The organism is Cronobacter universalis NCTC 9529, assembly GCF_001277175.1.
Classification (GTDB): domain Bacteria; phylum Pseudomonadota; class Gammaproteobacteria; order Enterobacterales; family Enterobacteriaceae; genus Cronobacter; species Cronobacter universalis.
The window spans coordinates 2,523,114-2,540,957 of the sequence record NZ_CP012257.1; the positions used below are offsets into that span (position 1 = coordinate 2,523,114).

The 17,844-nt window shown below is 57.2% G+C and carries 19 protein-coding genes and 1 pseudogene; 7 read left to right on the forward strand and 13 right to left on the reverse strand.

Features of this window, described 5'->3' with window-relative positions; translation table 11 throughout:
- Positions 1-43 precede the first annotated feature (43 nt).
- From yncL to AFK65_RS22260, 3 genes and pseudogenes are all read left to right on the forward strand, one after another.
- Positions 44-136, forward strand: coding sequence for a stress response membrane protein YncL (yncL, locus tag AFK65_RS21100; protein ID WP_071601081.1), 93 nt, complete (start codon positions 44-46; stop codon positions 134-136).
- Between the two features lie 882 nt (positions 137-1,018).
- A complete protein-coding gene (locus AFK65_RS11615) occupies positions 1,019-1,513 on the forward strand; it encodes a serine acetyltransferase (protein WP_032804691.1) in 495 nt (164 codons plus the stop codon).
- 806 nt (positions 1,514-2,319) lie between these two features.
- Positions 2,320-2,454: pseudogene (locus AFK65_RS22260) on the forward strand (site-specific integrase); the annotation flags it as partial.
- A 23-nt stretch (positions 2,455-2,477) separates the two neighbouring features.
- Here the strand turns inward: AFK65_RS22260 and AFK65_RS11620 are convergent.
- The 3 genes from AFK65_RS11620 to AFK65_RS11630 all read right to left on the reverse strand — a co-directional run bounded on the left by AFK65_RS11620 (position 2,478) and on the right by AFK65_RS11630 (position 4,065).
- Complete coding sequence (locus tag AFK65_RS11620) at positions 2,478-2,924, reverse strand: YcgN family cysteine cluster protein (RefSeq protein WP_007698692.1); 447 nt, start codon at positions 2,922-2,924, stop codon at positions 2,478-2,480.
- 88 nt (positions 2,925-3,012) lie between these two features.
- On the reverse strand, positions 3,013-3,672 hold the full coding sequence (locus AFK65_RS11625; RefSeq protein WP_007698694.1) for a fumarylacetoacetate hydrolase family protein: 660 nt from the start codon (positions 3,670-3,672) through the stop codon (positions 3,013-3,015).
- Between the two features lie 117 nt (positions 3,673-3,789).
- Entirely contained in the window at positions 3,790-4,065 is a 276-nt protein-coding gene (locus AFK65_RS11630; protein WP_038856968.1) for a YcgL domain-containing protein, read from the reverse strand.
- Between the two features lie 125 nt (positions 4,066-4,190).
- Here AFK65_RS11630 and minC point away from each other — a divergent pair, with 125 nt between their 5' ends.
- From minC to minE, 3 genes are read left to right on the forward strand one after another with little or no spacing between them, the layout of a single operon-like run.
- Positions 4,191-4,892 carry a septum site-determining protein MinC gene (gene minC / locus AFK65_RS11635; RefSeq protein WP_038856966.1) on the forward strand — a complete coding sequence of 234 codons (702 nt, stop codon included), beginning with the start codon at positions 4,191-4,193 and terminating at the stop codon, positions 4,890-4,892.
- A gap of 24 nt (positions 4,893-4,916) precedes the next feature.
- On the forward strand, positions 4,917-5,729 hold the full coding sequence (gene minD, locus AFK65_RS11640) for a septum site-determining protein MinD (RefSeq protein WP_007698701.1): 813 nt from the start codon (positions 4,917-4,919) through the stop codon (positions 5,727-5,729).
- Positions 5,730-5,732: 3 nt separating this feature from the next.
- Positions 5,733-5,999 carry a cell division topological specificity factor MinE gene (gene minE / locus AFK65_RS11645; protein WP_007762212.1) on the forward strand — a complete coding sequence of 89 codons (267 nt, stop codon included), beginning with the start codon at positions 5,733-5,735 and terminating at the stop codon, positions 5,997-5,999.
- Positions 6,000-6,102: 103 nt separating this feature from the next.
- Here minE and rnd read toward each other — a convergent pair whose 3' ends face one another.
- From rnd to AFK65_RS11670, 5 genes are all read right to left on the reverse strand, one after another.
- Positions 6,103-7,224, reverse strand: a complete 1,122-nt coding sequence (gene rnd / locus AFK65_RS11650) for a ribonuclease D (protein ID WP_144421402.1) — start codon at positions 7,222-7,224, stop codon at positions 6,103-6,105.
- Between the two features lie 70 nt (positions 7,225-7,294).
- Positions 7,295-8,980, reverse strand: a complete 1,686-nt coding sequence (fadD, locus tag AFK65_RS11655) for a long-chain-fatty-acid--CoA ligase FadD (protein WP_007698710.1) — start codon at positions 8,978-8,980, stop codon at positions 7,295-7,297.
- Between the two features lie 205 nt (positions 8,981-9,185).
- Positions 9,186-9,770, reverse strand: coding sequence for a Slp family lipoprotein (locus AFK65_RS11660; RefSeq protein ID WP_038856964.1), 585 nt, complete (start codon positions 9,768-9,770; stop codon positions 9,186-9,188).
- A gap of 40 nt (positions 9,771-9,810) precedes the next feature.
- Complete coding sequence (gene tsaB / locus AFK65_RS11665) at positions 9,811-10,506, reverse strand: tRNA (adenosine(37)-N6)-threonylcarbamoyltransferase complex dimerization subunit type 1 TsaB (RefSeq protein ID WP_038856960.1); 696 nt, start codon at positions 10,504-10,506, stop codon at positions 9,811-9,813.
- A 69-nt stretch (positions 10,507-10,575) separates the two neighbouring features.
- The gene (locus tag AFK65_RS11670) at positions 10,576-12,486 is read right to left on the reverse strand and encodes an ATP-dependent DNA helicase (protein WP_038856956.1); all 1,911 of its coding nucleotides are present in this window, start codon (positions 12,484-12,486) and stop codon (positions 10,576-10,578) included.
- A 130-nt stretch (positions 12,487-12,616) separates the two neighbouring features.
- Here AFK65_RS11670 and AFK65_RS11675 point away from each other — a divergent pair, with 130 nt between their 5' ends.
- A complete protein-coding gene (locus AFK65_RS11675) occupies positions 12,617-12,961 on the forward strand; it encodes a RidA family protein (RefSeq protein WP_007698746.1) in 345 nt (114 codons plus the stop codon).
- A gap of 12 nt (positions 12,962-12,973) precedes the next feature.
- Here AFK65_RS11675 and AFK65_RS11680 read toward each other — a convergent pair whose 3' ends face one another.
- Genes AFK65_RS11680 through AFK65_RS11700 form a run of 5 tightly spaced genes read right to left on the reverse strand, consistent with a single transcriptional unit; the run spans position 12,974 to position 17,731 of the window.
- The gene (locus AFK65_RS11680; RefSeq protein WP_038856953.1) at positions 12,974-13,636 is read right to left on the reverse strand and encodes a phosphatase PAP2 family protein; all 663 of its coding nucleotides are present in this window, start codon (positions 13,634-13,636) and stop codon (positions 12,974-12,976) included.
- Positions 13,633-14,919 carry a F390 synthetase-related protein gene (locus tag AFK65_RS11685; RefSeq protein ID WP_038856950.1) on the reverse strand — a complete coding sequence of 429 codons (1,287 nt, stop codon included), beginning with the start codon at positions 14,917-14,919 and terminating at the stop codon, positions 13,633-13,635. Before AFK65_RS11685 ends, AFK65_RS11680 begins: the two co-directional genes overlap by 4 nt.
- Positions 14,916-15,722: an MBL fold metallo-hydrolase gene (locus AFK65_RS11690; protein ID WP_038856949.1), complete on the reverse strand. Its 807-nt coding sequence runs from the start codon at positions 15,720-15,722 to the stop codon at positions 14,916-14,918. The genes AFK65_RS11685 and AFK65_RS11690 overlap by 4 nt, the downstream gene beginning before the upstream one ends.
- Positions 15,723-16,727, reverse strand: a complete 1,005-nt coding sequence (locus tag AFK65_RS11695) for an NAD-dependent epimerase/dehydratase family protein (protein ID WP_038856945.1) — start codon at positions 16,725-16,727, stop codon at positions 15,723-15,725. It abuts the gene before it with no gap.
- Positions 16,724-17,731: a 3-oxoacyl-[acyl-carrier-protein] synthase III C-terminal domain-containing protein gene (locus AFK65_RS11700; protein ID WP_038856943.1), complete on the reverse strand. Its 1,008-nt coding sequence runs from the start codon at positions 17,729-17,731 to the stop codon at positions 16,724-16,726. The genes AFK65_RS11695 and AFK65_RS11700 overlap by 4 nt, the downstream gene beginning before the upstream one ends.
- Between the last annotated feature and the right edge of the window lie 113 nt (positions 17,732-17,844).

A 17,844-nucleotide genomic window follows, 5' to 3' on the forward strand; every position in this document is an offset into this window, starting at 1 on the left:
TAGCTATACTCCCTGTGTCGTAAAAACACGCCCGGAGTATTGTATGGAGATTTCAAGCAGAACTGCGGTTTTACTTAACCTGTTCGCCTTTGCTGGTCTACTCCTTTCCTTATCCGTCAGGTTTGGCTGGCTCTGAGAGGCGCACTGAGCCTCACCGCCGTCAACAGTCCCTTGCGAGCGATGTATCCCCGCTCCGGCGGTGAGAAAATACGTAGCGCTTACGCGCCGGATAAAAAAAGCCGCTAATCAGGAGCGGCTTTTTTATGCATTTCTGTTTAGCGTGGAGAATATTCACGGCTAGCAGAAAATAGCAGCTGAGATTATTCCGCCCAGTCCGTTTTTTTTGATACAGGCTGCCGTTTGAAGCAACAATATTTTGTTATGGTAGAAAATCTCTTTGCAAGCAATGGGTTAGCGCAGGGCAAATCTGCACCATCAGGGTCTTGAATTGTTTTCCGTTAGTTTTTTGCCACATAAATGCCCAACGTCGTATTGTCTGGACAGCTCGCCAAAGTTAGCATCAGCAACTTCTTCGCAATGGCAAAGAGCGTTATATGTTTTATAACTCATCTGACTGCATCTCGTTGTTCCTGCAGGTAAGCGCAGCGCCTTCCTGCGCTTCAAGCGCTACCTTCTGAGGTACTACAGCCAACATATAAGCCAGCGCGATGATGCTATGGGACTAATATAGCGTGTCTACTGTCATCGTGGTTGACTTAAGGCCCACCGTTTAATGTGCCTGCTCCCCTCGTAACAAGGGATCATGATAAACAATAAACCATATGGTTCACTAAAATATTGCACCGTAATTATTATCAAATAGATAAAAGGGCATCAGGAAAGGCAAGTTTATGTTGATGGCTTGTGGGTAACAGAATCTCAACTTAATAGCTTGTAACGTGGCGGTTATGCAGCTAAAATTGGTTAACTTTTTATAAAAATTATGAATGCGGCTTGGTATTTTTTTGATAAACTAAAACCTTTTATTAGCAGTAGTAAAAACCTCTTAAGGACAAACATGACAAATTTCATCAAAACTCTTATTTATGATTTAAAGATAAATAATGCAAAATCGAAGGTTGTCGTATTATTATTTAGATTATCCACGATACATGCAAAAACAAAGATGCTGTATCCATTATCCCTTATTTTTGTAATCCTGAATAAAATAGTAAACGAATTTTTCCTTGGTGTGGAGTTATCCTATCATTTAAAAATTGGAAAAGGCTTTAAAATATGGCATGCAAATTCTGTAATTATTAACAGGAGCTGCGTTATAGGAGATAATTTTGTCATCCGCCAATGCTGTACGCTTGGGGGAAACAAAAGAGGAATAGATATACATTTCAAAGTCGGGAACAACGTAGAAATGGGCGCGCATTCATGCATCATCGGAGATGATATTGAAATTGGTGATAACGTTAAAATTGGTGTAGGAACACTTGTGATGAAAAGTGTTCCATCAGATAAGACAGTAATTTCAAGTAATAAAATGATCATACTCGATAAATGAAGGGTTTTTCCTTATTTATAACCGCGCCTGGTCCGAAAAGTACAGGTCGGCGCGGTTACACAGTAGGCCACTTTTAGGGAAAGTTTATCATATATTCAAGGCGTACTCGCTGTATACCTGGTGTTGGTATGGCGGCTCAGTCACCACCGGTGCCGCCCCGCAAGATAAAAGCCTGAGTAAATGAACTCATGACACCATCTATATAAACAGCCACAGGCAAAGGATAAAGTTGCCCCAGATATCATTTTTACTTTGTTAACAGATAATGCATTTAAAGTTGTGGAAGTTTTGATATCTGTATTATACACGAAATCAGTAACATTCTTTTTATCTACATTATAAATTATGTGTTTATCACCCAGGCTAACGGTAATACCATCACCTGATGTCGCTCCCCAGTTTACTTCGATCAAGGTGTGGAGTTTCTAATCAACATTTCTCTTTTTTGTCGTGATATACTGAAAACACCCTCAAGACATTTTTTTGATCTCTGACCGCTGTAAAAAACTATTTGAATATTTTTTAAAATAAACATTCGTCTCAACCTTGATCGTTAAAATTTGCTGCAAAAAACTCTTTGGTAAAGTAAAAAATTCAGAAACACATCCCATTTGAATAGTAAGCCTCCCAGATTAGCCTCGTCAGTTACCTGACTTCGTAATACAGTCTGTGTGACGTCTGGTTTTTCAGGACGGTTTTCCCTGGATGCCCCTCAATACATTGCAGAAAATGTTTGCAGAATAACGCGCGCTGGGTTTCCCCATGATCGGGGAACTGTTCAGGAAATCAATTTCAGTGTGCCATTACACAGTTCGGCGCAGATGGTTTACAGCGTTTACGGGAAATGGATGATCGATAACAATGTGGATCAGATGAGCATACTGAACGCTAATTTTGGAGGAAATGCCCCACAGATGCCCCAGGCAGTAAATCAGAAGTAATAAATCCCTTTCATATCAACGCTTCAATCTGCCCAGTCCGGTTTGTTTAAAATGTGATCCTGCCAGTCACGCACTACCGATTCTTTAACCGCAATATGACGCACTGAAATACGTTCGGCGTGCATCGCGGCTTTTGAGCCGGCGCGCAGCGGGTGCCACTGAGGCAGGTTTTTCCCCTCGGCCAGCAGACGGTACGCGCAGGTGGGCGGCAGCCACTCGAAGGTCGGCAGATTTTCGCGGGTCAGTTTAATGCAGTCCGGCTCATACTCGAAGCGCCGTTCATAGTTGCGGCACTGGCAGGTTTTAATATTGAGCTGACGACAGGCGACGTTGGTGAAATAGATTTCGTCGGTGTCTTCATCCATCAGCTTATGCAGGCAGCACTGACCGCACCCGTCGCAGAGCGATTCCCACTCGGCGTCGCTCATCTCATCCAGGGTTTTACGCTGCCAGAAAGGCGTATCGGTCATAACGGTGTCCGCGCATCAAAAATTAAGCTGCACCTTATAAACACTCTGACGCCAGGATGCAAGTTTTGCCGCCCTGCGGGCGGCATCTTTACAGAACCCGTGTGGTCAGCGAGTGATTGTCAAAGGCGATATCCAGCGCGTCGCCGCTGGTGAGCGGGCCGACGCCTTCCGGCGTGCCGGTGAGGATCACATCCCCTGCGCGCAGCGTGAAGAAACGACTCATATAAGCGATAAGCGGCACGATCTTGTGGATCATATCAGCGGTGTTGCCGCTCTGGCGCACCTCGCCGTTGACGCGCAGGCTCAGCGGCGTGTTTTGCGGATCGCCGGTAAACTCCCCGGCCGGAATAAACCCGGAGATTGGGCAGGAGTTATCAAACGCTTTCGCTTTCTCCCAGGGCTGTCCGGCCTTTTTCATTTTGCCCTGAATATCGCGAAGCGTGAGATCGAGCGCGACGCCATAGCCCGCTATCGCTTTAGCGACATGCTCATCGCTCGCCTGACGGAGCGTTCCGCCAATCAGTACCGCCAGTTCAACCTCATGATGCACCGAGCCGAGCCCCTGCGGCAGCACGAGCGGCTGGCGCAGATCGCACAGCGCGGTTTCAGGTTTGATAAACAGTACCGGCTCTTCCGGCGTGGCGCTGCCCATCTCCTGAATATGCTTTGCGTAGTTGCTGCCGACGCAAACGACTTTACTGACGGGATAATCAAGTAGCGCGCCCTGCCAGTGATGATGTTGGTACATAGCGTCCCTCTGTGTTCGATGATAAGACAGTACGTAACTATTCGTCCCGGCAGCGCAAAAAGTCAAACCGCGCGGATGCCGACGCAAAAAAAGCGCCGTATGAAACGGCGCGTGGGACTATTTTTTACCGAGCGATTCGAGATGCTGTTTTAGCAAATTTTCCTGCGGCGGCGGGATCTGTAAATAATAGCCCTGATCTTTGAGCGCCTGTTTCACTTTTTCGAGATCGGCGTTGGCTAATTTTTTACGACCGTCCAGCGGAAGCATCATAGTCATAATTGGCTGGCCGAAACCGGCCAGCAATTCTTCCGGCACACGCGAAAAATCGTCTTTTTTTTCAACATAAAGATAAGTTTGCTCGCGGCGCGCGCTTCGATAGATCACACAAAACATGTTTTTACTCTAATTTAGCCAGATGGTTACTTGCCTGAATATAAGGCTGACTATAACATGCCTGATGTGCTTCGGAATATCATCCCACTGCGGTGGGGATTTAAACTGAATTGAGTAAGGCCAGGATGTCAAACACGCCCATCGAGCTAAAAGGCAGTAGTTTCACCTTATCAGTGGTTCATTTGCATGATGCTCACCCCGAGGTTATTCGCAAGGCGCTTGAAGAAAAAATTGCTCAGGCGCCGGCCTTTCTCAAAAATGCGCCGGTGGTGGTGAATGTTGCAGGGCTTGACGGGTCGATAAACTGGCAGCAGTTACATCAGACGTTTATCGACAGCGGGCTGCATCTGGTCGGCATCAGCGGCTGTCAGGATGACGCGCTGAAAGCGGAAATTTCGCGTGCGGGCCTGGCGCTGCTGACCGAGGGAAAGGCCAGCGCGCCGCGCGCCGCCGCACAGCCCGCTGAAGCGCCCGTGCCGCCTGCTCCCGCGGCAGCGCTGCGTACCCGGTTAGTCGATCTGCCGGTGCGTTCCGGCCAGCGGATCTACGCGCCGGGGGCCGATCTGGTGGTCACAAGCCACGTCAGCGCGGGCGCAGAGCTTATCGCGGATGGCAATATTCACGTCTACGGCACCATGCGCGGGCGCGCCCTCGCAGGCGCCAGCGGCGATAAAGAAGCACAAATATTTTCAACAAATCTCGCGGCGGAACTGGTTTCCATCGCCGGGGTTTACTGGCTGAGCGATCAAATCCCGGCCGAGTTTTACAACAAAGCGGCACGCCTGCGTCTGGCCGACGGCGCGCTGACGGTTCAACCATTAAATTAAGCCCTTTTAACAAGGAATTCCTTTATGGCACGCATTATTGTAGTTACATCAGGTAAAGGGGGCGTTGGCAAAACCACCTCCAGCGCGGCCATCGCTACGGGTCTGGCCCAGAAGGGAAAGAAGACTGTAGTTATCGATTTCGATATCGGCCTGCGTAACCTTGATCTGATCATGGGTTGTGAACGCCGTGTCGTATACGATTTCGTGAACGTCATTCAGGGCGATGCCACGCTGAATCAGGCGCTTATCCGCGATAAACGTACCGAAAGCCTCTACATCCTGCCTGCGTCCCAGACGCGCGACAAAGACGCGCTGACCCGCGAAGGCGTGGAAAAGGTACTGGATGAGCTGAAAAAGATGGAGTTCGACTTCATTGTCTGCGACTCCCCTGCCGGTATTGAAACCGGCGCGCTGATGGCGCTCTATTTTGCTGATGAAGCCATCATTACCACTAACCCGGAAGTCTCCTCCGTACGCGACTCCGACCGTATCCTGGGTATCCTCTCTTCCAAATCGCGCCGCGCCGAAAATGGCGAAGCGCCGATTAAAGAGCATCTGCTGTTGACCCGCTACAACCCGGGCCGCGTCAGCAAAGGCGATATGCTCAGCATGGAAGATGTGCTGGAGATCCTGCGTATTCCTCTGGTGGGCGTTATCCCGGAAGATCAGTCCGTGCTGCGCGCCTCCAACCAGGGCGAACCGGTCATCCTTGACGCCACATCCGACGCAGGGAAAGCCTACGCCGATACCGTTGATCGCCTGATGGGAGAAGAACGCCCTTTCCGCTTCATTGAAGAAGAGAAGAAAGGTTTCCTCAAACGCCTGTTCGGAGGATAAGTTATGGCATTACTCGACTTTTTTCTCTCCAGAAAAAAGAACACCGCGAATATCGCCAAAGAGCGCTTACAAATTATTGTTGCTGAGCGCCGTCGCAGCGATGCTGAACCGCATTATTTACCGCAGCTGAAGCGGGATATTCTGGAAGTAATTTGTAAATACGTTCAGATTGATCCGGAAATGGTCACCGTTCAGCTGGAACAAAAAGGCGACGATATTTCGATTCTCGAACTTAACGTCACTTTACCGGAAGCGGAAGAGACGAAATAACGATAAAAAATACCCCGGCATGCCGGGGTATTTTTTTAGCTGCTTCACTGTATATATTCTCAGTGAATTTAACTTTCCCTGTAAATAATTACAGGTCATGCCATTAATAATGTTGCAGCAGCGTTTTTAACGCATCGCCTAATAACTCGCCGCGCCAGCCGCTGATTAATTCCGGTAGCTGATTCTGCGGTTTCAGCTTCCAGTGCCAGTTCAGCAACTGGTTAATCTGGCGGCGCGACGCCATCAGCTCGGCGCTGATCTTGTGCGCCTCGCTCGTCTCCTGCACCAGCGCTTTGATCTCTTTGAACACTTTGCGATAGCCCGGCATGTCGACCAGATTCGAGAGCGGCTCCGGCAGGGCATCTTCCGGCAACGCCTGCGCTTCGCCGACCAGCGCCAGCAGCGTCTTGCCGTGGAAGCGGATTTCGCTGCCTGACAGCCCCAGGCCGTCGAGTTCGCCAAGCGAGCCCGGCATATGGCGCGCCACTTTCCAGAGGTTTTCTTCACGCACCACGAAATTCACCGCCATATCGCGCTCGCGCGCTTTGCGCAGGCGCCAGCCCGCCAGCAGCTTCAGGCAGGCGAGCTGACGTGGGCGCAACTGCCAGGCGTTGGTGATTTCACGCCACGCCTCGTCAGGATCGAGCACCTCGCCGCGGCGCTGGGTCATCAGGCGGCATTCGTTAATGGCGGCGGTCAGCCAGCCGGCGTCGCGCACCTGCTCCATCAGTTTGTGGGCAATCGGCAGCAGATACCAGACGTCCGCCGCCGCGTAATCGCACTGGCGCTCCGTCAGCGGGCGCGCCAGCCAGTCGGTACGCGACTCGCTTTTATCCAGCGCCACGCCGGTGTGATGTTCCACCAGCGTCGCAAAACCGCAGGAGAGCGGATGACCGACAAATGAGGCCAGCACCTGAGTGTCGATAAACGGATCGGGCATCATGCCGAACGCGTTCTGGAACACTTCCAGATCTTCGCTGCCCGCATGGAGGAATTTGTTGACGTTTTGATCCTGCAACAGCGCCTGAAAAGGCGCCCAGTCGGTAATGGTCAGCGGATCGATCAACGCGACGTTTTCGCCGTCATACAGCTGGATGAGCCCCAGCTGCGGATAGTAAGTACGGGTACGGACAAATTCGGTGTCCAGCGCCAGGGCGCGCTGCGTGCGTGCGGTCTCGCACAGCGTCGCCAGCGCGTCATTGGTGGTAATCATCTGGTAATTCAAATCGCTCTCTCTTTGTCTGCGCCCATAAAAAACGCCGGTAGAACCGGCGTCAGGGCGACGTGATTGCAGCTCAGGCGGTATTGTCGCCCGCCCGGCGCGCTTCGTCACGTAGTTCTCGTCGTAAAATTTTGCCGACGTTGGATTTTGGCAGCTCAGTGCGAAATTCCACCTGTTTCGGTACTTTATAACCCGTCAGGTGACGGCGACAGAAGGTAATCAGCGCCTCTTCCGTAAGCGACGCCTCTTTCTTCACCACGAAGATTTTCACCAGCTCTCCGCTGGCTTCCGACGGCACGCCCACCGCCGCGACTTCCTGCACGCCGCTGTGCTGCATCACCACATCTTCGATTTCATTCGGATAGACGTTAAAACCGGAGACCAGAATCATATCTTTTTTGCGATCGACGATGCGCAGGAAACCTTCTTCATCCATTACCGCGATATCGCCGGTGCGCAGCCAGCCGTCCTGGATAATCTCATCGGTGGCGTCGGGGCGCTGCCAGTAACCCAGCATCACCTGCGGGCCTTTAATGCACAGCTCGCCAGGCGCGCCAGGCGCCACTTCGTTGCCCTCGTCGTCAATCAGTTTGACTTCGGTGGACGGCACCGGCAGGCCGATGCTGCCGCTGTGGTAGTCGATGTCGTGCGGGTTGACGCTCACCAGCGGCGAGCACTCCGTCAGCCCGTAGCCTTCCAGCAGGAACTGGCCGGTCAGTTTCTCCCAGCGCTCCGCGACCGCCTGGTGCACCGGCATGCCGCCGCCCGCCGAGAGGTGCAGCGAGGAGAAATCGAGCTTGTGGAACTCTTTATTATTCAGCAGCGCGTTAAACAGCGTATTCACGCCGGTCATCGCGGTAAACGGGTATTTGCCAAGCTCTTTCACCAGCCCCGGGATATCGCGCGGGTTGGTTATCAGCACGTTCTGGCCGCCGAGTTCGATAAACAGCAGGCAGTTCATGGTGAGCGCGAAAATGTGGTATAGCGGCAGCGCGGTGATCACCAGCTCTTTGCCGCGATGCAGCAGCGGGCCGTATGTGCCGAGCACTTGTTCGAGATTGGCGAGCATATTGCGGTGCGTCAGCATCGCGCCTTTCGCCACACCCGTGGTGCCGCCGGTGTATTGCAGGAAAGCCAAATCGTCTGGCGTCACTTCCGGCTTGATGTACTGCATCCGGTAGCCGTTATGCAACGCGCTGCGAAACGAAATGGCGTCCGGCAGGTGATACTTCGGCACCAGGCGTTTCACATACTTGACCACAAAGTTCACCAGCGTGCCTTTGGCGGTGGAGAGCTGGTCGCCCATGCGCGTCAGAATGACGTGCTTCACCTGGGTTTTATCGACCACTTTTTCCAGGGTGTGCGCGAAGTTGGAGACAATCACAATCGCGCTGGCGCCGCTGTCGTTAAGCTGATGCTCCAGCTCGCGCGGCGTGTAGAGCGGGTTGACGTTCACGACGATCATCCCGGCGCGCAGAATGCCGAACAGCGCCACGGGGTATTGCAGGAGGTTAGGCATCATCAGCGCCACGCGATCGCCTTTTTGCAGGCCCAGGCCCTGTTGCAGCCAGGCGGCGAAGGCGCGGCTGCGCTCTTCCAGCTTACGGAAGGTCATTACCTCGCCCATGTTGGTGAAGGCAGGCTGGTCGGCGTAGCGTGTGCAGGATTGCTCAAACAGATCCACCAGGGAGTGATAACGGTCCGGGTTTATCTCCGCCGGAACATCCGCCGGATAACGGTTAAGCCAAACCTTCTTCAATGCGTCACCTCTGAATGTATTATTCGTCGTCATCACAACCCCAAAACAATAAACACGGCGTTAACATAATATTAACTCATTGTACCAGTTTATTAATTCACCTGATTTAAGGTTGCGAAGCGCGTCACTAATTATTTTTGTTATGCCGATAAAACAAATAAACAGCGGACCGGCCGCTGTTTATTTTATTTACTAAATCAATGTGTTACTCAGTTACTACGGTCTGAACCTGTGCCGGGCCGGGATTATACCAGCCCCACGGACCATAACCATAACCCCAGCCGGGACGCGGCCCCCACATCCACGGATCGATGGGCTGCGGCGGCATTACCACCTGCTGCGTCACGCGCCAGCGCTTAAAGCCGTTCACCTGCATCACCATAAATTTGTACGGGCTGGCGCCGATTTTGCCGTCCGCCGTACCGGTAATGGGGCCAACCACCGTCACGAGCTGATTACGGAAGTCCACCGGGTCGAGAAAGCCGCCAACGTCGGCATAGATGCGTCCTCGCGACGGCTGGCCGAGCAGCGGCCGCGCCGCGCTGTCGAGCGGCAGCGTGGCTATTTCAAGGCGGGTTTTGCCCTTCTCGTTATCGACATTCACCACCCGCCCGCCGAAGCGCGCCTCCTGCCCGACGTAGAGCTGCGGCGCGTTCATCACGCGCACCAGATCCTGCTGCGGCGTCGGACTGGTGCCTTTAATCGCGTCGGGAACGCTGACGCACCCACTGACGAGCAAAACGCTCAGCGCCAGAAACCCACTGCGCATCATTGATTGTTGACCCACCATAAGCGACTCCTTAAACCCGCCCGCGGCTCGCGTCGGGATGTTATTCCCGGCCTGGCAATTTTTTCCACGCCACTTCGTTGCGCAGATAGACCGGTTCTGCATGTTCGACCGCGACAACGCGCTGTTGTTCGAACAACCGGCACGCCAGCGGCAACATATCTTCCGCCGCCGGGAGCGTTACCTGCCCGTCGGTAAGCGTAAGCCCGCTGCCGTTCGCCATATCCGGCCACGCCTGCCAGCCGGTGCCGACCGTCGCCCACGCGCCGCTGAGCGCTTTCAGGCGTTCCGTGACGGCTTCAGGTTTGAGCACCGCTTCGGTCTCTTCGCCGTGCCAGACGCCCTGCTCATCGCGCTGGTATTCGGCCCAGTAGACTTCGCCCATGCGCGCGTCGATCGCCGCCAGCACGCGAGTCGCGCCGCTGACGCGCCATGCGCCCTGGGCCATGGTCATCAGCGTCGAGACGCCGACCATCGGCAGTTGTGCGCCGAGCGCCAGCCCCTGCGCGATGCCAATGCCGATTCGCACGCCGGTGAAACTTCCCGGCCCGCGGCCAAAGGCCAGCGCGTCCATCGCCGCCAGCGCAACGCCGCTTTCGGTGAGGATTTCACTGACCATCGGCAGAATACGCTGGGTGTGCTCGCGCGGGCAGAGTTCAAAAAGGGCGGACGTTTTACCGTTGTCCCACAAGGCGACGGAACAGGCCTCGGTGGCGGTATCAATAGCCAGAATTCGCATGGATCAATAACACTCTTACGCGTCGTGGTGGTTCAAAAAGGGGCGCATCTTATCACAGTCTGGCGCAAATTACTGCCGCGCCGCGTCGGTGAGAAAGCGCGCCGCCTCGCCGATATCGCGGGTGCGCGGCGTCGGCGGCAGGCTTTTCAGGAACACGGCACCGTAGGGGCGCATCACCAGGCGGTTGTCGCAAATCACCAGCACGCCGCGGTCGTCGACGTCGCGGATAAGCCGCCCGACGCCCTGCTTGAGCGTGATGACCGCCTCCGGCAACTGGACTTCATCAAACGGATCGCCGCCGCGCAGGCGACAATCTTCCATCCGCGCTTTCAACAGCGGATCGTCCGGCGAGGTGAACGGCAGTTTGTCGATAATCACCAGCGACAGCGCGTCGCCACGCACGTCTACGCCTTCCCAGAAGCTGCTTGTCGCCACCAGCAGCGCGTTGCCCGCGCTAATAAACTGCTCCAGCAGCTGGCTTTTGCTGGTTTCGCCCTGCAAAAGCACCGGCAGCGTCATGGTGGCGCGGAATTGCTCGGCCAGGTCACGCATCATCGCGTGTGACGTGCAGAGCATAAAGCAGCGCCCCTGGTTGGCTTCAATCAGCGGTTGTAACATTCGCGCCAGCGCTTTTCCGGCCTGCGGCTGGTTAGTCTGCGGCAGGCCGCGCGGCACGCAGAGCAGCGCCTGGCGGGCATAATCGAACGGGCTTGGCAGCAGCAGGGTTTGCGCCTCGTGAATACCAAGCCGATCCGTGAAGTGATGCAAGTCGTCATTCACCGAGAGCGTGGCGGAGGTGAAAATCCAGCTGCCGCCCTTTTCGGCGATCACGTCCTGGAATTTATCCGCGACGGTAAGCGGCGTGAGGGCCAGCGTAAAGTGGCGCGAGTTGCACTCATACCAGTAGCTGTAGCCCGGCTGATTGATCTCTTTTAAGCGTTTAAGGCGCGCGCGGTAGAGCGTGGCGCGCTCAAAGGCGGCGTCCAGCAGCGCCGAGCGGCCAAGCGACAGCTTCGCCACGTCGTAGCAGAGCTCCAGCGCGTCATCGAGCAGCAGCAGCGCGCGGCTGATGGAGGCATCCGCCAGCAGTTCGCGCAGGTTGCCGCGAAAGCCGGGGTCACCCAGCTGGAGCCTGAAATCCTGCGTGCTTTGCGCCAGACGGTCGGCGCACTTTTGCAACTGCTGGGTATCTTTCACCTCGGTGCGGTAGGCGATGATAATGTCTCTCGCGAGATCAAGCAGCTGGCGGCTGGAGAGCGACTGGCCGAAATACTGGCTGGCGATATCCGGCAACTGATGGGCTTCGTCGAAAATAATCACCTCAGCCTCCGGGATAAGCTCCGCGAAGCCGCTCTCTTTGACCACCATATCGGCGAGAAACAGGTGATGGTTCACCACCACCACGTCGGCTTCCATCGCCTTTTTACGCGCTTTCACCACAAAGCAGTCTTTATAGAGCGGGCAGTCGGTGCCAAGGCAGTTATCGTTGGTGCTGGTGACGAGCGGCCAGACGGGGGCGTCTTCCGCCACGCGTCCGCAGGTGCTGATATCGCCATCGACGGTTTCGTTGGCCCAGCCGCGCAGCTGGATAACGTCGCTCAAGGTCTGTACCGGCAGATCGCCGCCCGCCAGCGCCTGTTGCTCCAGGCGCTCAAGGCACAGGTAGTTGGAGCGCCCTTTCAGGAGCGCCAGGCGGCCTTTGTACTCCAGCGCTTTGGCGACCGTGGGCAGATCGCGGCTGTAGAGCTGATCCTGCAACGCTTTCGAGCCGGTGGAGACAATCACTTTCTTACCGGCGCGCAGCGCGGGCGCCAGATAGGCGTAAGTTTTCCCGGTCCCGGTGCCCGCTTCCACCACCAGCGGCTTCGCGGCCTCAATGGCGGCGCTGACCGCCTGCGCCATCTGGCGCTGCGGCTCACGCGGTTTAAAGCCGGGAATCGCGTTGGCCAGCTGGCCATCTGCTGCAAAATCGTCTGTCACACTGCCCCCTGGTTAAATTGCCAGTGATTATGTCAGGGCGGCCACGCTTACGCCAGCCGAACAGATGACGGCGCTCGCGCTTTATGGCAGGCTTGCACCCTGCTAAACAGAACAGGAAAAGGAAACAGCGATGACAATCGTGCGTATCGATCCCGCAGATCGTTGGTCTGACGCGGTGATTCACAACCAGACGATTTACTACACCGGCGTGCCGGAAAATCTCGATGGCGACGCTTACGAACAAACCGCCAATACGCTGGCGCAAATCGACACCCTGTTAACCGCGCAGGGCAGCGACAAATCCCGCATTCTTGACGCCACGATTTTTCTGGCCGACGGCGACGACTTCGCGCTGATGAATAAAGCGTGGGATGAGTGGGTGGTGGCAGGCTGTGCGCCGGTACGCTGCACCGTGCAGGCCCGCCTGATGAATCCGCGCTATAAAGTGGAAATCAAAATCATCGCCGCCGTGTAATACCCATGGCCGTCACCGTTCGCCGGTGGCGGTTTCTTCTCTTTCTGTCTTCTGCGTGTTTTCACATCGCAAGGCGCCTTGCGCCAAAGAACGAGCCAGCATCCTACGCGCCAGCATACCAGCCAGCAGCGTCAGCGCGACGCCGCCAACCAAATCAACAAAAAGATGCCGGCGCAGCTGCAAAATCGACACGCCGATCGCCGCGCCCCAGAGCACAGCGGCCAGCGTATAGCGCCACTGTCCGCGTTTACTGATGCCCCAGACCATCAGCAGCGTGAGCGCCATATGCAGCGACGGGAAGCAGTTCTGCGCAGAGTCCACCGCCAGCAGGATACGCAGCGCGTCAGCGCTGATGCCCTCGCCGCTGACGGCGGGGTACGCCATCGTCGTGGGCCACGCCAGATAGATAGCTCCGGCAAACAGCGCCGCCAGTTGGGTCGCGCGCATCAGCCATTTCACTTCTGCGCGCGGGGTCAGCCAGTAGCCTGCGGGAACGAGCAGGAAAAACGACATATAGAGCCAGATGGCCGAGGGCGTGAAATCCAGCAGCGTGTCGAACCACAGCGGCGGCAGCTTATGTCCGGCGCGCTGGAGCAGATCGGTCGTGAAATAGACCACGCCGACGCTTCCCCACCCCAGCAGCAGGGATTTCAGGCGATAACCCGTTTCGTTCATACGCGCTTCCTCATGCGCACGATACGCCGCCGCTTGGCCCCGGCGGCGGCTTCCGGGACCTGCGATAAAAGCGTCCAGTGGAGGACGCCGCACGCCACGCCCTGTTGTTCAAAAAGCGCGATCAGCGCGGCCTGCGCCTGCGCGCGCTGCGCGTCGTCGGCCTCGACGATAAGCGTCAGGCGCTCCGCGCCGTGCTGGATAAGCCGGTAATCCGCCGAGAAGGGCAGAACGCGCGCCAGCGCCCGGTTGCAGAGATCGCCGAAAATCGCGCGCTCGCCGCCCTGGCCATCCGGCAGCAGGAGTTGATCGTCCTCTCGCCCTTCAATATGCGCCAGCGCCAGCGACGGATCGCCGCAGGCGCACGGCGTCTCGCGTACCGCCAGCACATCGTCCAGCCGGTAACGCACGATGGGCTGCGTGGTGCGGGTAAAATCGGTAATGACCGGGACAAAACGGCGCGCATCCAGCCACTCTTTTTCAACATGGATAAACGCCTCGTTCAGGTGCAATACCCCGTGCGCGCAGGTGGCGGCGAGAAAACCTTCGGTCGCCTGATACACTTCGCCGACGTCAGGAAAAACGTTTTCCAGCAGCGCGCGGTCCTGCGCGTCGAGCACTTCCGCCACGGAAATGACTTTCTTTGGCGCAATCTTCAGCTCGCCTGCCTGGACGGCCAGTGCCAGCGCGCGCAACACCTGCGCAGGCGCAACGATAATCGACGGCGATTCGGCTTCAAGCCGTGTGAGCAGCGCCTCGAAGGGCTCAAAGAGATCGTAAAAACCGAGGCTCAGCCAGCGGCTATTCACGCTCTGATAGAGGTTATTATCGGCGCGCAAAAAGAGCGCCACCCGCTCGCCTGCAAAGAGGCCGTCAGGCAGCATTTTCGCGAGCATGGCGCCTGCCCACAGCGCCTGTTCCTGCGGGCTGACCGCGAAAATCCCGCGCCGCCCGGATGTGCCGCTCGACAGTCCCACGCTGTAGCGCCCGACCGTCGGCGTAAAATTGCGGTCGTTTTCGCTCTTAAGCGCGCACGCCATCACGTCCGCCGCTTTCAGACCGCCGGTGTTCATCTCATCGAAATGCGCCATCATCCGCGCTTTGTCCATCCCCGGCCATTCGCGAAACGGCAGCGTACTGTAACGCCTGAACCACGGGCTTTTCGCCAGCACGCGCGCGGCAAACCGCCCAAGCTGTTTTTGCTGGTAGCGCTCCAGCGCCGCGCGGCTGTGAAAACGCAGACGTTTAACACGGAAATAGTGCCAGAGCATGGCGAGCTTATTCACAGGTCGCCCTCGTGCGCGAGACGGATCTCCGCGCCGCCGTCGCGCCAGAGCTGGTGCAGTAAGTCGAGCGTGCGCGCAGCGGCCGCCGGATCGGCAATCACCAGATTCGCAAGCCGCGACGGGCCGCGCTGTTCGCGGTAGCTGACCGGCGACCAGGCGGCGTCGGCCGCGAGCAGCACCCAGCCGTTATCCGTCAGCACAAACGCGCCGATATGCCCGGCGGCGTGGCCCGGCAGCGACACCAGTAACACCTCGCCGTTGCTGCCTGGCAATAAGAAGCCAGTATCAAACGGCGCGAGCGCGGCGGGCAACGCCACGCGCTCAAAGCCCTCGATAAAGCTGACCGCGTTTTCAAAATTCTCCGGGATAAGCCCTGGCACGAACGCCTGGCGCAGCGCGGCAAACCCGCGCAGCGTGCGCGTCTGCGCCCAGCCTTCTCCCGAGCAGATAAAGCGGTTATCCGCGAAATCGCGCAGCCCGGCGATATGGTCGGCGTGAAAGTGCGAGAGGATCAGCGCGTCGATGTCAGCAGGGCGATAGCCTTTCGCCGCAAGCTGGCGCACCAGCGACTGTTCCGGGGAGAAGTAAACCGGCGTCACGCGGCGATAAAGTTGATAGATCCCGCGGCGGGTGTAGTCGTCAAACCACGAGGCGTAGCCGGTATCCCACAGCCAGCGTTTGCCGCCCGCTTCGATAAGGCTCGCGCGGGCCGGAAATTTACAGGTTTTCCATGCCGCGCCCTTGAGCGCGATACAGCCCAGATGGGTGCAATAACCCGTTTCAAACGTCGTAATCGTGGCCATTCAGCTTTTCCTTTCGCGCAGCCAGGCGCCGGTAAGCCGCACGCCGTCCGCCAGCGACACCGGCGGTCGGTAGCCGAGCCGGGTGATGGCTTTCTCCTGGCTTAACGTCATATCGAAACTGACGGTGCCCGCGCTGTAGCGCGTCAGGCGCGGTTCCGTGCCGGTGAGATGTCCGTGGATTTCCATGCCCTGCGCCACAAGCGCGAGCAGCGGCCAGGGCACCGACGCCACCCGATACTGTAACCGAAGCTCATCGCGCAGCAGACGGCCGAGCATCTCCACCAGCCGCTGCGGCTCATGATTGGTAATATTGAACGCTTCACCGGAGAGGAGACCCGGCTGTTCGGTGGCGAGACGCATCGCATGCACCACATTGCCGACCCAGGTTAAATCCAGCAGCGCCTCGCCGCCGCGCGGCAGACGCAGCACGCCGCGGTCGGCCTCAAGCTGGCGCAGCAGGCGTGGAATGATGACGCGATCGTGCGCGCCGAACAGCCCGCGCGGGCGCAGAATAATAAATGTGACATGCGTAAATCGCCGCGCCGCCGCCTGAATCACCTGCTCCGCCGCATATTTACTGCTGGCGTAGTGGCAGGCGAAACGGGCAGCCCGGTAGTGTTCATCCACATTGTGGTGATGACGGAAATCGAAATAGATAGCGGGCGTGGAGATATGAATAAAGCGCGTGACGCCTGCCCGCGCCGCGGCATGGGCCAGCCGTTCGGTAGCCGCGACATTCACCGCGTGAAACGCCTGCGCGCTGCCCCACGGCGACGATTTCGCCGCGCAGTGCCAGACCACATCGCAGCCCTGTATCAATGCATCGCAGCGGGCATCGTCGGCCTGCGCCAGCTCCAGCGGCACGAAGTGCGCGCCGAGCGCGGCCAGTTCAGCCCCGGCCTTTTCGTCACGTCCGGTCGCGCGCACGTCGCAGCCCTGCGCGAGCAGCGCCTCGACCGCGTTGCGGCCAAGCCCGCTGGTGGCGCCCGTCACCAGATATTTCATGGCAGCAGCACCATACCGGCGAGCGTTAACCCGGCGGCCGTGCCGACCAGCATCAGCGGCTCGCCCGTTTTTACACGCCCGGTGATGAACGCTTCGTGCAGCGCGGTGGGAATCGATGCCGCCACCTGATTGCCGTGCTGGCGGTAGATATCCACCAGCACGTCAGGCTTCACTTTAAGGCGTTTGCGCATATGCTCGAGCGACAAATGGCTCGCCTGGTGCGGCACCACGGTGGCGATGTCATCAAGCGTTAGCCCGGCGGCGTCAAGCAGCCGCTGCCAGAACCCATCGATCAGCAGCGAAGCCTGGCGGAACAGCGCTTTGCCCTGCATCCGGAACAGAAAATCGCTCTCCTCCATCCCGGCGCGGGGATTTTTACGCGTGCCGCCGGCGCGGATCTCGCACAGTTCGCTGCCCTGCGGGTAGGTTTCCGCGTTCATCGCCAGAATGCCAGAGCGACCGTCGCCCGCTTCAACAATGGCGCAGGCGGCGCCGTCGCCGAAAATCAACGAGGACTCCTCATGCCGCCAGTCAATGCCGCGCGAGGCGATATCGGCTGAAACAATGGCGATACGGCGGTAGCTGCCGCTGGTTAACAGCGCCGAGGCCACCTGCATGGCGCTGATAAAGCTCACGCAGCTGCTGTTGATGTCGAACCCCGCCGTACCGGCCGGTAAGCCCGCGGCTTTCATGACGTGAACCGCCGAACAGGGCAGCGCCTGGACGGCGATGGCCGAGGCGGAGATCAGCAGATCGATGGAGTCCGGATCAATGGCGTGACGACGGCAGGCGTCGTGCAGCGCGGCGGCGGCGAGCGCGGCCTGACTGTCGTCGCTCGCGGCATGGTAGCGGTGCAGAATGCCTGAGCGGCGCTCGACATATCCCGTCCGCTTGCCGAGGCGGCTGTCGAGTTCGGCGGACGTAATAAGGTGTTCAGGCAGCGCCTTGCCGGTCGCGATGATGTTCAGCCGCGAGGCTGGCGGAGAGTGAGGTGTAAAGGCCATGACGCTCTGTCCCTAAGCTCAACGTCCCTGCCGGACAGGGACGTAAATGAAGTGATATCTGACGTTATTATGCGTGGTGCGCACGATAACATGTCAGCAGGGACAAAAAAATT